Source organism: Bradyrhizobium diversitatis (assembly GCF_016031635.1).
GTDB classification, from domain to species: Bacteria; Pseudomonadota; Alphaproteobacteria; order Rhizobiales; family Xanthobacteraceae; genus Bradyrhizobium; species Bradyrhizobium diversitatis.
Genome location: NZ_JACEGD010000019.1, coordinates 228,838 through 242,944 on the forward strand (window position 1 = coordinate 228,838; position 14,107 = coordinate 242,944).

Here is a 14,107-nt window from a genome sequence, read left to right on the forward strand (position 1 = left end):
GGAATTTGGTGCGACAATCGGATTGCGCCGCTGGCATCGGCGAAGATAGCTGCATAAGCCTGCAAATCGGACCGCGAATGGAGCGAGCGCGCGGTTATCGCGCGTTAGCGTTAAATTTGCCCTGTCCTTGAAGCGGCCGGTGCGATCACGGAAAAGAAGCAATGATGGCGAAACGTCGCTCGACTCCTCCGATGCGCTGATGTGACCGACATGGACGTTGCCGAACCAACCCGGCTGAAACCGGCCTCGCTGCCGCGTCGCGGCACCAACGTGCCTGCGGTTCCTTCGGATTTCGGCGCAGGAGGCCGCGACAGGATGGTCCTCAACCTCTTTTTCGAAGAACGGGACGACCGCTGGTTTCCCGGCGACCGCCATCTCCGGCCGCTGCTGCGACGTTTGCTGCTGGGCAAGTCCTTCATCAGCGGCCAGCGGCGCGTCCTGCTCAATCTGTGCGCAGGCCTCGATCGGCTCGGCATCCGCTACCGCGTCAACGACTATCGCCACATCCGGAAGCACCCCGAGGAACTGGCCTGCATCATCGGCCGGCCGTTCGTGCTCGACTGGTTCAAGTGGAAGAACCCGCTCCTGCTCGGCGTCGCCATGTACGACCACCCGATCGATGCGCCGGAGAGCCTGAAGGACCTCGATGTGAGACGCGTGCTGGTGCCGTGCGCCTGGTATGCCGACATGTTCCGCCCGCACTGGCCCCACGTCGGCGCCTGGCCGGTCGGCATCGAGACCGATCTTTGGACACCCGCGCCGGCGGATCGGAAGAGCGTCGACGTGTTGCTCTACGACAAGGTCCGCTGGGATCAGGGACGGTACGAGCGAGAGCTGATCGAGCCGATCCGCAGGCATCTCGAGGCAAGCGGACGTACCGTCGAAGTGATCCGCTACGGGCACTACAAGGAAGACGATTACAAGGCCGCACTGGCGCGTTGCCGCAGCATGGTCTTCCTCTGCGAGCACGAAAGCCAGGGCATCGCCTGTCAGCAGGCGCTGTCGAGCGGCGTTCCCGTCTTTGCCTGGGATCGCGGCGGGCCGTGGCAGGATCCGAAATATTTCCCGGACAAGGTGAGGTTCGAGGGCGACGTGTCCTCGGTGCCCTATTTCGACGGGCGCTGTGGCATGACCTTCACCGATGCGAGCGGATTCACCGCCGGCTGGGACGACTTCTGGTCACGCGTCGGCGCGGGGGACTTCGCGCCGCGCGACTATGTGCTGGACCACCTGACGCTCGAGAAAGGCGCGCTTCACTATTACGAGATCGCGGAAGCGGCGATGCAGCGTCACGCGTGACCGGGCTCGACAGACGCGAATTTCTCCTCGGCAGCGCCGCGGCCCTCGCGGCGGGCTCATCCGCGTCCGCCGTGCCGGGATCGAAACGCGCCCAGCGCCGGCCGGGCTATGGCGCTGCGGCGACGCTCTGGGACCTGCAAGCCGATCCCAGGCTTGGCGAGGCCATCAGCACCTATTGCACCCAGGTGGTGCCGGTGCTCGAGCTGAAATGGCCGATGCTGCGGCCGGACGCCCATACGTTCGCCTTCGAACGCGCCGACGCGATCCTTGATTTCGCGCGAGACAACGACCTGACGATGCGCGGCCACGCGCTCGCCTGGTATCACGACATTCCGGACTGGACCAAACAGATCAGGGATTCCAAGGGCGTCGAGCGCGCGTATCGCGATCACATCGGCACCGTCGTCTCCTACTACAAGGACAAGCTGACGTCGTGGGATGTCGTGAACGAGCCGATTCCGGACAATCCCCGCAGTCCGAAGGACCGGCGTGACACGTTCTGGACGCAGCATCTGGGTCAAGGCTGGATTCCGTTGGCGTTCCGCACGGCGGCTGCGGCCGATCCCTTGGTCAAGCTCGCGATCAACGAATATGACATCGAGTCGGCGAAGGACTCGTTCATCGCCAAGCGGGCAGCCTACCGCAACCTTATCATGGACCTGCTCGACCAGGGCGTTCCGCTCCACGCCGTGGGCCTGCAATCGCATCTGCACGCCGAGCTCGAGATAGACACGCACGGGCTCGCCGCCTTCGTGGCCGAGCTGCGTTCCTGGGGACTCGAGGTGCTGGTCACCGAGCTCGACGTCGACGACCAGAAGCTGGCGGGCAATCCGGCAGAGCGCGACGCCATCGTCGCCAAGCGCGTCGACGATCTGCTGACGGCGATCTCGACCAGCGGCCCGGCGCGCTCGATCCTGACCTGGGGCATCTCGGACCGCTACAGCTGGATCAACGGCACCTTCGCCCGCAAGGACAAGCAGCCGAACCGCCCGCTGCCGCTCGACGGCGAGTTCAAGCCGAAGCCGTTCATGGACGTCATCAGCAAGTTCACAAAGGACGCCTGAGCCGCTGGTCCTCAGCGCGTCTTCGGCGTTTCGAACGCGGGCGCATCTCCGATGTGATCGGGAGCAAGGCTCGGACTGCGACGGTCGCGCGAGGAGAGGCGGAACACGTCGCGGATGTCGTCGATCGAGGTCGACGAATAGGACTGGATGCAGAGCGCGACCTGCTCGGGCGAGGCCGTGCGCATCATGGCCTCGATCGCCGGGCGGTCGAGCGGCGTGTCGTCCCAGTGCGAGACCGCGATACTGTCTTCGGTGACCCGATGGGTCGCCAGATGCTCGGGCGAATTGGCGACGAAATTGCCATACAGCAGGTATTCGGAGAATTTCTTCTTTCGGCACAGTGCCAGCGCCCAGCTGAGGCCCGTCGCCGACTTGATGGCGTCGGTCATCGCACGCGCGGTGCCCTTGTCCCAGACCAGCGCGTTGCCGACATAATCGTCCGCCGGGAACGAGCGCTCCTTGATACCCAGAAGCTGATCGATGGTGCGGAGCCACACGCCATGCACCGGGTGGTCCGCGCCGATCGCCCTGCGGGTGACGAAGAGCGGCGTCTTCTCACCGCCGGCGTATTGGCCGACGTCGAATTCGCGAAAGAACAGATTGTCCGAATCCAGGATGCAGACGCGCTGCTCGGGCGCGTTGAGGACGCCGGCGATCTTCAGGATCTGCTGGATGTGCCAGCCGTGCACGGGTGACGACAGCAGCGAGAGCCAGACACGCCGGCTGCTGAGGAACTGGAGGGCCGGCGGCACCGCGAACAGCCATTTCGGCAGGTAGCGCGAGGCCGGAACGATGACCCGCTTGTCGGAGGCGAACCGCGCGAACAGCGGAACGTCCTCATCGTTAACGAGAACATAATGCCGCGTATATCCCGAAAGCCAGGTGTCGATGCTCTCGCTGAGCAGCGAAAAGCGCTCGATATCCTTGGCGTAGCTGGCAGTCAGCAGGGCAACGGAATGCATGGCGCGCGCTCGAATGGCAGTCAGGCCGCACTCATAGCGGCAGTGTGGGGCGTTGGAAACTTGCGATCGCAATCAAGGTAAAGCGACACGAAGTATTAGCCATCCGCCGGCAGCCCCTGCGCGAGGCTGCGAAAGCGCAGCGGTGCCAGCGCGGATGCTCGCTGCCACCAGTCGGCGACGCGGTCATCGAGGGCGGTCGTGCCGCGGCCCTGGCCGGGGAAGATCCGGATCTGCTGGATCGCCTCGGCCTCAAACCCCCTGCCCTTGCGCGTGATCCTGAGGGCCGCGCCTTCGCGATCCCGCTGCGTCAGCGGCACCAGGAGGCGGCCGCGCGGACGGAGCGACTGGAGCCAGAGCGGGTGCGGCTGCGGGAAGCCGGCATGCACGATGATCACGTCGGCGGGTTCGCCGACGTCCTTGCATCCGTCGCCGTTGACGACCGTGACGTTGCGATATCCGTGCAAGTGGCTCGCCGCTCGGGCCGCGAGCCGCTCGTCGCATTCGATCGCACGTACACTGCCCCTTGGACCGACCATCTTCGACAGCACCGCGGAGAAATAGCCAAGTCCGCAGCCGATCTGCACGACGCGGTCCTTCTCCCTGACGTCGAGAATGTCGATGAGATGCGCCCACAGGCTCGGCAAGCCGGTGTCGAGCTTGCGGCGGGCGTCGATCGCGACCAGCACATTGTCGTAGAGATGAACGGGATCCGCGTCGGGCGTCAGCCGGTAGCTGCGCGCCGCCTCGCTCTTGATGCGCCAGGGCCCCCTCGACAGAAAATCCTCGCGCGGAACAGTGGCGAGCGCCTCGAGCAGGCGGGGCGAGGAAATCCGCTCGCGCCTGGCAATCCGCTCCACGTAGCGCGCACGCGCGGCGGCAAGATCGCGCATGTCACAGATCGGCCTGTTCACGCGCGGGCGTGTCGGTCCCGAGTTCGGCCACGAGCTGCATCGCCTGCTTCAGGTCCGGCGTGTAAAAACCCTCGGTGAACTTGCCCACGACCGGCGCGAGCAGGAGACTTGCGTGCTCGCGCCTGCCGGCTTCGAGCGACAGGCGCGCGAGGCTGACGGCCGTGCGAAGCTCCCAGGACAGCGCACCCTGCTTGCGCGCTGTCGCCAGCGACTGGGCGAACAGCTCCTCGGCCTCCTGCACCGAGGCGGGATCGCCATCCGACAGGATGATTTCGCCTTGAAGGCGATAGACCTCGGCGAGGTAGGAATGATCACCGGTCCGCCGCGCGGTTGCGAGCGCGCCGTCCAGCGCACGCAAGGCGGCATCCCGCATCCCGACCTTGGCGTAGGCTTCCGCGAGCAGGCAGCGGAACCAGCAGCCGGCAAGCCAGGAATCCATCGCCTCGTACTCGTCGAGGCCGAAGCGCATCTGGCTGAGGCCTTCGTCGGTCTCGCCGAGCTGCGTCAGCGCCCAGCCGCGCAGGATCGTCGCCTGCTGCTTCCAGTGCAGGAAATTGTGCTCGCTGGCGATGATCATGGCGCGGTTGGCGTGGTCGCGCGTACCCTCGACGTCGCGCAGATGCTGGCAGAGATAGGCGCCGAACACGAGCGCGAAGGCGAGCGTGAAGGGATGGCGGATCTCCTCGGCATTGGCGATCGCCTGCTCGCTGTGCTGGCGCGCCGCGTCAGGCCGGCCGAGGAACCAGAGGAGATAGCCGAGATAGGACCGCGAGACGACGCCGGGATCGGTGCCGTGCCGCTCCATCAGGTCGGAGTGCAAATCGGGGCTGTAGAGATTGATGCAGCGGTGCAAATGATGCTGTGAGGCGGCAAAGCGGCCGCGATAGAGCATGGTCATCGCGATCGCACGGTGCGCCTCGATCAGATAGCCGGTCTGCTGCGCCGGCTGCGGACGCTCGCTCAGCCGCTGCCGCTTGGCGAATCTCAACAGCTCGACGCTGAGATCGTGCGCGCGGGTGAGATCGGCGCGGATGAAATGGCACACCCAGAGTCCGCGAGTGGCTGCGAAGACCTTCTCGTCGTCATCGAGCTGATGGCCGAGCTCCAGCGCGCGGATGTAGTTTTCCTCGACTTCCTGCACCGCATAGCCCTTGGCGGCAATCAGCGAAATGCCCAGTGCGATGCGCAGCTCGAGCTCCATCTCGTCGGCCCCCGGTATGCCCGCGCTGGCGTGCACGACGCTGAGGCCGCGGCGCAGATGGCCGATCGCCTCCAGATTGGCGCCGCTCCTCGCCGCCTGCTTGCCGGCCTTGAGCCAAAAATTGGCGGCGCCCTCGCTCTGGCCAGATTCGGTCAGGTGATGGGCGAGCAGTTCCGGCTCGCGCTCGGACTTCTCCGGATACATTTCGGAAAGCACCTGGACGATCCGGGAATGCAGCTTGCGCCGCTCGCTGTGCAACAGGCTCGCATGCGCGGCATTCTGGATCATCACGTGCTTGAAGGAGTAGAGCGCGTCCGGTGGATGGCCGCGGCGCATGATCAGCCCGGCCTCCTCCAGATGATTGAGTGCCGCCACGATCTGCTCGGCCGGCGTGTTGGCGACGGCGCGCAGCGTCTCGTAGGAGAACTCGCGACCTATCGTGGCGCCGATCTGCGCGATCCGCTTGAACGGTCCCATCCGGTCGAGCCGCGCCATCAGCGAGTCGGTCAGGGTTGCCGGGATTGCGAGCTGCCGCCACGGCCCGGACAGCACATAGCGCCCGTGCCGCTCGGTCAGCAGGTCGGATTCGAGAACCGTCTTGGTCAGCTCTTCCAAAAACAGCGGCACGCCGTCGGTCTTGACGATGATCTCCTCGACGACCTCCTTGGGCAGCTCGCGTCCCGCCACGCGCTCGACCAGCGTCGTGCGCAATTGCCGGCTAAGGCGGTTCAGGACCACGGTGGTGATGTGTGAATGCGCGTTCCAGCTCGGCTGGAATTCGGATCGCGCGGTGATGATGACCAGGATCGGCCGGTTCTGCACCCGGTCGACCAGAAGGTCGATCACCTCGCGGGACGTCGGGTCGATCCAGTGCAGGTCCTCGAATGCGATCACCAGCGGCATCTCGCGCGCAAGGCAGGGAGAATTTGAGCTGGTCGACGAACGGATGGAACGCCGTGGAGGTGTAGTAAGGCGAGCATTGGAGCGAGACTTGTCCATGGCGGTCGCCCGATATCCGCTCGAAGATTTCCTGGATGATGCGCGACTTGCCGATGCCGGGCTCGCCGAACTTGACCACGACCTGACCGTCGCCGTCCTTGGCCTGCTGCCAGCGCCCCATCAACAGCGCGATCTCCTCCTCGCGGTTGACGAGCGGCGTCAACCGCGAGCCCCTGGCGGCGGCGAAGCGGGTCTCCACCCGCGAGGCGCGCACCACGTGCCAGGCCTGTGCCTTCTCGGGGATTCCCTTCAGGACATGGACGCCGAGATTGCGGTAGTCGAACTTCCCCTTCAGCAGCGACTGCGTCGAGGCCGAGATCACCACGCCATTGGGCGGCGCCAGGGCCTGCAGGCGCGCAGCGAGATTGACGGTTTCGCCGACCGCGGAGTCGCGTTCTTCGGTGCCCTGCCCGACGAGGTCGCCGACCACGACGAGGCCGGTCGCGATCCCGATACGGACGGCGGGTGAATGGCTGAGCGCACCGCGCTGCTCGACCGCGTGCGCCGTCGACAGCACCCGCACGATCTCGAGCCCGGCGCGCACCGCGCGCTCGGCATCGTCCTCATGTGCGGTCGGATAGCCGAAATAGACCAGGATACCGTCGCCGACGAAACGGGCGGCAAAGCCCTCGTAATGCTTGACCACGCGAACGCAGGTTTCGCGGAAGCCTGCAATCATGTCGCGGACGTCTTCGGGATCGAACTGCGCGGACAGCGAGGTGGAATCCACCATGTCGCAGAACATCGTGGTGAGCTGGCGCCGCTCGGCTCCGACCTCCGCCCGTGCTTGCGGACGCACCGCCTCGACTGGCGCCTCCGCCGTTTCCGCTTGAAACAGCGCCGCCATCGCCCGCTGGATCCGCTTGCGATCGCCGAGCGGCAATCCGAGTTCGACCAGGTCGGATTCGGTCAGGTCCCCGATCACGTCGAGATCGAGACGGTGCTGCGCGAACAGATCGGTGTAGTGACCGAGGCCGATACCGTCGAGCCAGCGCTTCAGCTCGCCTTCCGTCCCGGTGCCCGGCTCATTCTCCAGCATGGTGATTCTGCCCGACCAGCACTCCGTCGAAGGGCTCTGGAGCCCCTCAACCACAGATTTTGGGGCTCAAACTTCACCTCAGACTGGACGCGTTCCCCAACTTCTTGGAAGAATAGCCCAATCGGATCAAAAGGGAATGGCGTTGTCGGACATTGCATCCGGAGCAGACGAAGGATCAGCCGGTGCCACGGCCGAAACGAAGATATTCGCGCATATCAGCGACCTTCTCGAGTTCTACGCGCGCAGGACACCGGCGGCGCCCGCACTCCTCGCCCCTGGCCGGCCGGTTCTCACCTACCGCGCCTTGGGCGACCGGACGCAGGATCTGATCGGCACGCTGCGCGGGCTCGGCATCGCGCCTGCGGACCGCATTGCAGTTGCACTGCCGCGTGGCGCCGACAGCGCGTTGGCATTGATCGCGGTCGCGTCGGCCGCCGTATGCATCCCCGTCAGTCCGGATCTGACGGCGGACGAGCTGCAACGCTATTTCAGCGAATTGAAGCTGGCGGCGCTCGTGACCCGGGCCGACATGAACTCGGCGAGCCGCGACGTCGCCAGGGCGCTCGATATCGCGGTGATCGATTTCGTGCCGGGGCTGGAAGACGATCTCGGCGGTTGCGCGTTCATCGGCCCCTCGGTCGGACCGGCGAGCACCAGTGGTCCCTCGCGCGGCGACGACGATGCGTTCATCCTGTTGACGTCAGGCACGGCGGCGCGGCCGAAGATGGTGCCGCTGACGCATCGCAATGTCTGCCTGTCCGCTCACAATGCCGGCCATGTGCTGTCGCTCACGTCGCGCGATCGCCTGCTCAACGTCCTGCCGCTGTTTCATGCCCATGGCTTGATCTCCGGCCTTCTCACGGCGCTGGCCGCGGGCTCCAGCGTGATCTGCACCGACGGCTTCGATTCTTCGTCCTTCTTCGGCTGGATGCGGGAGCTGCAACCGACCTGGTACACGGCGGTGCCGACCATTCATCGCGCATTGCTGACGGCGGCGGAGGCGAACCCGGACCGTGCCCGGTCGTCGTCGCTGCGCGTGATCCGCTCGGCCTCGGCCTCGCTCGCGCCTGCGATTCTTCGAGGGCTGGAGGCGACGTTCGGCGTTCCCGTGCTGGAGACCTACGGGATGACGGAAGCGGCCTCGCAGATCGCGGCCAATCCGTTCGAGCTGCGCAAGGTCGGATCGGTCGGCCGCGCCGCCGGCCCCGAGATCGCGATCATGGACGAGACCGGCCGCACGCTTGCAAGCGGGGCGCGCGGCGAGATCATGCTGCGCGGGCCCAACATGAGCCGCGGCTATTATAATGACGAGGCGGCGACGCGGGCTGCGTTCCGCAATGGCTGGTTCCGGACCGGCGACCTCGGCTATCTCGATGCCGACGGCTATCTCTTCATCGTCGGCCGCATCAAGGACGTCATCAACCGCGGTGGGCAGAAGATCTCGCCGCTGGAGGTGGAAGAAGTCCTGCTCGGCCACCCGGCGGTGCTAGAGGCCGGCGTGTTTGCCGTGCCACACTCGAAGCTCGGCGAGAACGTCGCCGCCGTCGTGGTGCTCCGGCCGAATTCCGAGGCCACGTCCGACCAGCTGCGCAAGTTCGCACGAAAGCGGCTCGCAGCCTACAAGGTACCGAGCCTGATCCGCAGCGTCGCGGCACTGCCGAAGGGCGCCAGCGGCAAGGTCAAACGCGGTGCGCTGGCCGGACTGATTGCAGCAGTGGACGGCCGTGACGAGACCCGGCTGCCGCGCAATGCGATGGAGACCCAGCTCGCCGAAATCTGGGCTGGTCTGTTGGAGCTGCCGCAGCTCGGCGCCGACCAGGACGTCTTCGCGCTCGGCGCCGACTCGCTCGCGGTGACGCAGATGCGCTCGCGCCTGCGCGAACGCTTCAATGTCGAGTTCTCGTTCGAGGACATCTTCGATTGCACCACGGTCGTAGCACTTGCGGCGCGGATCGAAACCGCCGCAAGCCGGCGCGAGGCGGCGCTGCCGGCCTGGCGCCCCGCTGCGGGCGCAGACGCACCGCTGTCGTTCCAGCAGCAGCGGATGTACGTCCTCTCGCGGCTCGACCCGACCCGCTACAATTACAATGTCGTCGAAGTTGCGCTCCTCGACGGCCCGGTCGACGGCGCCGCGCTTTCTGCGAGCCTCACTGCGATCTGCACACGCCATGAGGCGCTGCGCACAATCTTTATCGAACGTCGGGGCGAGCCGGTGCAGCTTGTGCTGTCATCGCCGCCGCAATTCGCGCGCGTCAAGCTCAAGCCCTGCCCTGCCGGCAAGCGGCTCGCGGTTGTCCGGCGCGAGGCGCTCAAGCTCGCGCAACATCCGTTCGACCTGGCTCACGAGCCGCCGCTGAAGGTCACGTTGCTGTCGTTCGACGGGAACAGCCATGCGCTGTTGGTCAACGTCCATCATCTCGTCACCGACGGCTGGTCGCAGCGGCTGTTCTGGGAGGAGCTCGCCGTCCACTACGCCGCGGCACGCAAGAAGCACCCGGCCGCGCTGCCTCCGCCCGCGTTCCAGTATCGCGACTTCGCGCTCTGGCAGCAGAGCTGGGCGCAGACGCCGGCGGCGAAGGAGCAGCTTGATTATTGGAGGGCCCAGCTCAACGGCGTCACCACGCTGCCGCTGCGAACGGACCGGCCCAGGCCGGAGGTCTGGAGCGGTCACGGCGCGCGCCACTATCTCGAATTTTCCAAGTCGCTGTCGGGCGACCTGCGCGCACTGAGCCAGAGCCAGGGCGTCACACCGTTCATGACGCTGCTGGCGGCCTTCCAGTGCCTGTTGTTCCGCCACACCTCGCATGAGGATGTCGCGACCGGCTCGCTGATCGCCAACCGCAACCAGATCGAGAGCGAGCGCCTGATCGGGTTGTTTGCCAACACCCTCATCCTGCGCAACGATTTCAGCGGCGATCCGAGTTTCGGCGAAATGTTGCGGCGGGTGCGACAGGTCACGTTGGATGCCTACCGCAACCAGGACCTCCCGATCGAGGAGGTGTTGCGCACGCTCCAGATCGCGCGCCGCAGCGACGGCAACCCGCTGTTCCGGATCATGTTCATCCTGCAGAACGCCTCGATCGAGGCGGCACGTTTTCCCGGCCTGTCGGCACGACGGCTGGAAATCGATCCGAAGGTGGCGCGCTTCGACATCACGCTCGAACTGGTCGAGGCCGATGGCCGCTTCAGCGGGTTCTTCGAATACGCCACCGATCTGTTCGACGCCGCGACGATCGCAGGCATGGCCGCCCAGTTCAGGACGCTGCTCAAGGCCGTCATCGCCAATCCGGAACAGCGCATCTCGCGCCTGCCGCTGCTGACCGAAGCCGAACGCCGGCTGTTGCTGGCGAAGGGCCGGGGCGCGCCAGCCAATTTCACCACGCGCGGCAATTTGAGCGAACGCTTCGCACGCCAGGCGAGGAAGACGCCGAACGCTATCGCGGTGTCGGACGGCCGCACGTCCCTGAGCTATCGCGAGCTGGCGCACCGCAGCCTGGCGGCCGCGCGCTGGCTGGCCCGTGAGGGCATCGGCGCCGAGAGCGTCGTCGCCTTGCTCGCGGAGCGCGGGCCCGACCTGCTGACCGCGATGATCGCGGTGCAGCGCGTCGGCGCGGCCTTCCTCAATCTCGATCCCGACCAGCCGACCGCCCAGCTCACGACCATCCTCGGATCGAGCTGTGCCCGCGTGTTGCTGATCGGACGGGCTCAGTCCGCCATGGTCGAGGCACTGCTCGAGCCGCTGGTCGAACGCATGCAGGTGGCCGCGCTCGAAGACGCGATCGCGTCAGGGGTGACCAAGCCCGCTCGCGCCGCACCGCGGGCCGCCTCCAGCCTCGCCTATCTCGTCTATACGTCGGGCTCCTCCGGCGCGCCAAAGGGCGTCATGATCGAGCAGCGCGGCCTGTCGAACCATCTCGCTTCGCTCATCTCCGAGCTCGACCTCTCCGCCGGGGACGTGATCGCGCAGACCGCGCCGCAGAGCTTCGTCATCTCGGTCTGGCAATTCCTCGCCGGACCGATGGTCGGCGCGCGCGTGCATGTCGTGGGCAACGCGATCGCGCGGGACCCGACCCTGCTGGCGCGGGAGATCGAGCGTGAGGGCATCACGGTGCTCGAGATCGTGCCTTCGCTGCTGCGCGTCATTCTCGATCGCCTGGAGGAAGTGCCGGTGCTGCGCGCCTTCTCCAGGTTGCGGCTCCTGATCTCGACCGGAGAGCCATTGCCCGTCGAGCTCTGCCACGCCTGGTTCGCCCGCTGTCCGAAAGTGCCGCTGATCAATGCCTATGGCGCGTCGGAATGCTCCGATGACGTCTCCCTGCATCGCCTGACCAAGGCCCCGGCGGTCGCGACGGGCAACGTTCCGGTCGGCGCGCCGCTGCCGAACACCCAGCTCTACGTGCTCGACGCAAACCTCCAGCCGCAGCCGATCGGCGTGACCGGCGAGCTCTGCATCGGCGGTGCCGGCGTCGGCCGCTTCTATGTCAACGATCCCGCGCAAAGCCGGCAGCGCTTCCTCCCCGATCCGTTCTCGCGCCAGCAAGGCAGCCGGCTCTACCGGACGGGCGATCTTGCCCGGCGCCGCGCCGACGGGACGATCGAATGCCTCGGCCGTGCCGACCACCAGGTCAAGATCCGTGGCCATCGCATCGAGCTCAAGGAGATCGAGAACGCGCTTGCCGAGCATCGAAGCGTGCGCGCCGGCATCGTCGAGCCGCGCCGCGAGGCGAGCGGCGATATCAGGCTGATCGCCCATATCGTCGCAAAGCCCGGCAGCCGGAGCAGCGCCAGCGAGCTGCGCGAATTCCTGAAAGCCAGGCTGTCGGTCCACGCCATTCCGTCCGCCTTCCTGTTCCTGGATCAGGTGCCGCTCAACGCCCATGGCAAGATCGACCGCTCCGCGCTGCTGGCCTCCGCCCCGCCGGAAACGTCCGGGCCGGACGCGGCCGTGCCGGCGCGGCGCTTCACCGAAAAGGTACTTTCCGACATCTGGGTCGACCTGCTGAAGCTCGAGAGCATCGGTGTGACCGACAATTTCTTCGATCTCGGCGGGCATTCGCTGCTGGCTGGCCAGGCGATGGCGCGCGTCGCCCGCGCGCTTGGCGTGTCGCTGCCGATCAAGACCATCTTCGAGGCACCGACGATCGAGGAACTCGCTCGGCGGGTCGACGAGGCCGTGGCGGCGAAGCCGCACAAGCCTGCCGCAAGCATGCCGCGATTGGCTGCGAGCGGGCCTCCTGCGCTTTCCATCGCGCAGGACCAGATGCTGCGGATCGAGCGGAATCTGCCGGAGCTGCCGTTGTTCAACCTGCCCTTCGCCTTCCGTCTAGAGGGCCCGCTCGATCCGGCCGCCCTGGCAAAGGCGATAGATGATGTCGTGCGCCGGCACGAATCGCTGCGGACCGCGTTCACCTGGAACGGCGAGGAGCCCGAAAGCCGCATCGTCGCGCCTCGCGCCCTTGGCCCCGTCATGACCGTTGAGACGATCGGCGACGGTCAACCCCACAACAACAAGCGGCGCAGGGCGCTCGAACTCAGGAAGATCGATCTCCTGATCGAGCAGGAGACCTATACGCCGATCGACACCACGCGCGCCCCGCTGCTGCGCGCCCGGTTGTTGCGGCTCCACGACGACGACCACGTGCTCTTGCTGACGCTGCATCACGCCATTGTCGACGGCTGGTCGATCGGCGTGCTGTTCGAGGAATTGTCGAGCCGGTATGCGGCGCTGGCCGGATATCCGTCGGTGCCGCTGCCGAAGCCGCCGGCGCCTTATTCGGCGGTCGCACGCTGGCAGCGCTGGTGGTGCGATACCGACGCCGCCCGCCGCCAGGCGTCCGACTGGACGGAGAATTTGCGCGGAGCGGGCCCCGTCTTCGACGGCGAAGCGCGCCCGGGCGCATCCACCGGGCACCATCCGGTCAGCCTCGAGCGTGACCTGGTCGGCCGGCTCACGGCGCTCGCCGGCCGGCACAATTGCACGCTGTTCATGTGCCTGCTCACCGGCCTGAAGGGCATGCTGCTGGCGCGGACGGGCCGCACCGACATCGCGGTCGCGACCGCCATGGCCAATCGTGCCCAGCCTGACACCGACCGCATCATCGGCCCGTTCGAGAACACGGTGATCGTCCGTACGACAATCACGCCGGAGCTGTCGTTCGCGCGGGCCCTGGTGCGGGTGCGCCAGAGCGTGCTCGACGCGCATGGGCGGCAGGAGCTGCCGTTCAGCATCCTGGCCGACCATCTGGAGCAGGAGGGGATCGATCCGGCCTCGCTGCTCCAGGTCTATTTCACGCTGCAGAATCCACTGCGCCAGCCCCTCGATCTGCCGGATCTCGCGACAGAATCGATCGGCAACATCGCGCGCGAAGGCCAGCCGGTGCTGCCGATCGACCAGACCCGGCTGTCGCTGATGCTCAAGGAGCGGCCGACCGGCATCACCGGCTCATGCAACTACAAGCGCGAGTTGCTCGAGGGCCGAATGGTCGGCGAGTGGATGGAGGATCTCGTCGCGCTGCTGACGGCGGCCGTCGCGCAGCCCAACACGCCGCTCGGCCGGTTACTCGCTCGCAGGGCAGCATGAGCGGGTTACGTCGCGGACGAGTACGGATTCACGTGCGAAGGCTGTGAATGAT

General features: G+C 66.5%; 7 protein-coding genes. 3 read left to right on the top strand and 4 right to left on the bottom strand.

All coding sequences use genetic code 11. The features are described from left to right. Window positions 1-210: 210 nt before the first annotated feature. Window positions 211-1,299, top strand: coding sequence for a glycosyltransferase family protein (locus tag H1B27_RS21970; RefSeq protein WP_061879365.1), 1,089 nt, complete (start codon window positions 211-213; stop codon window positions 1,297-1,299). Then, on the top strand, window positions 1,296-2,363 hold the full coding sequence (locus H1B27_RS21975; RefSeq protein ID WP_197967494.1) for an endo-1,4-beta-xylanase: 1,068 nt from the start codon (window positions 1,296-1,298) through the stop codon (window positions 2,361-2,363). The genes H1B27_RS21970 and H1B27_RS21975 overlap by 4 nt, the downstream gene beginning before the upstream one ends. Before the next feature lie 11 nt (window positions 2,364-2,374). Here H1B27_RS21975 and H1B27_RS21980 read toward each other — a convergent pair whose 3' ends face one another. The 4 genes from H1B27_RS21980 to H1B27_RS41230 all read right to left on the bottom strand — a co-directional run bounded on the left by H1B27_RS21980 (window position 2,375) and on the right by H1B27_RS41230 (window position 7,475). Further along, on the bottom strand, window positions 2,375-3,325 hold the full coding sequence (locus H1B27_RS21980; RefSeq protein WP_061879367.1) for a DUF6492 family protein: 951 nt from the start codon (window positions 3,323-3,325) through the stop codon (window positions 2,375-2,377). Between the two features lie 95 nt (window positions 3,326-3,420). Next, window positions 3,421-4,215 carry a protein-L-isoaspartate O-methyltransferase family protein gene (locus tag H1B27_RS21985; protein WP_197967495.1) on the bottom strand — a complete coding sequence of 265 codons (795 nt, stop codon included), beginning with the start codon at window positions 4,213-4,215 and terminating at the stop codon, window positions 3,421-3,423. Window position 4,216: 1 nt separating this feature from the next. Beyond that, a complete protein-coding gene (locus H1B27_RS41225; RefSeq protein WP_376708994.1) occupies window positions 4,217-5,932 on the bottom strand; it encodes an ATP-binding protein in 1,716 nt (571 codons plus the stop codon). A gap of 223 nt (window positions 5,933-6,155) precedes the next feature. Further along, window positions 6,156-7,475 (bottom strand): adenylate/guanylate cyclase domain-containing protein, encoded by a 1,320-nt coding sequence (locus tag H1B27_RS41230; RefSeq protein ID WP_376708993.1) that lies wholly within the window; start codon window positions 7,473-7,475, stop codon window positions 6,156-6,158. A gap of 136 nt (window positions 7,476-7,611) precedes the next feature. Here H1B27_RS41230 and H1B27_RS21995 point away from each other — a divergent pair, with 136 nt between their 5' ends. Continuing rightward, on the top strand, window positions 7,612-14,055 hold the full coding sequence (locus H1B27_RS21995) for a non-ribosomal peptide synthetase (RefSeq protein WP_197967496.1): 6,444 nt from the start codon (window positions 7,612-7,614) through the stop codon (window positions 14,053-14,055). The last annotated feature ends 52 nt before the right edge of the window (window positions 14,056-14,107 follow it).

Coding starts and splice junctions, on each gene's coding strand:
- H1B27_RS21970 (WP_061879365.1), top strand. CDS start 211: ATGGACGTTGCCGAACCAACCCGGCTGAAACCGGCCTCGCTGCCGCGT.
- H1B27_RS21980 (WP_061879367.1), bottom strand. CDS start 3,325: ATGCATTCCGTTGCCCTGCTGACTGCCAGCTACGCCAAGGATATCGAG.
- H1B27_RS21985 (WP_197967495.1), bottom strand. CDS start 4,215: ATGCGCGATCTTGCCGCCGCGCGTGCGCGCTACGTGGAGCGGATTGCC.
- H1B27_RS41225 (WP_376708994.1), bottom strand. CDS start 5,932: ATGGCGCGGCTCGACCGGATGGGACCGTTCAAGCGGATCGCGCAGATC.
- H1B27_RS41230 (WP_376708993.1), bottom strand. CDS start 7,475: ATGCTGGAGAATGAGCCGGGCACCGGGACGGAAGGCGAGCTGAAGCGC.
- H1B27_RS21995 (WP_197967496.1), top strand. CDS start 7,612: ATGGCGTTGTCGGACATTGCATCCGGAGCAGACGAAGGATCAGCCGGT.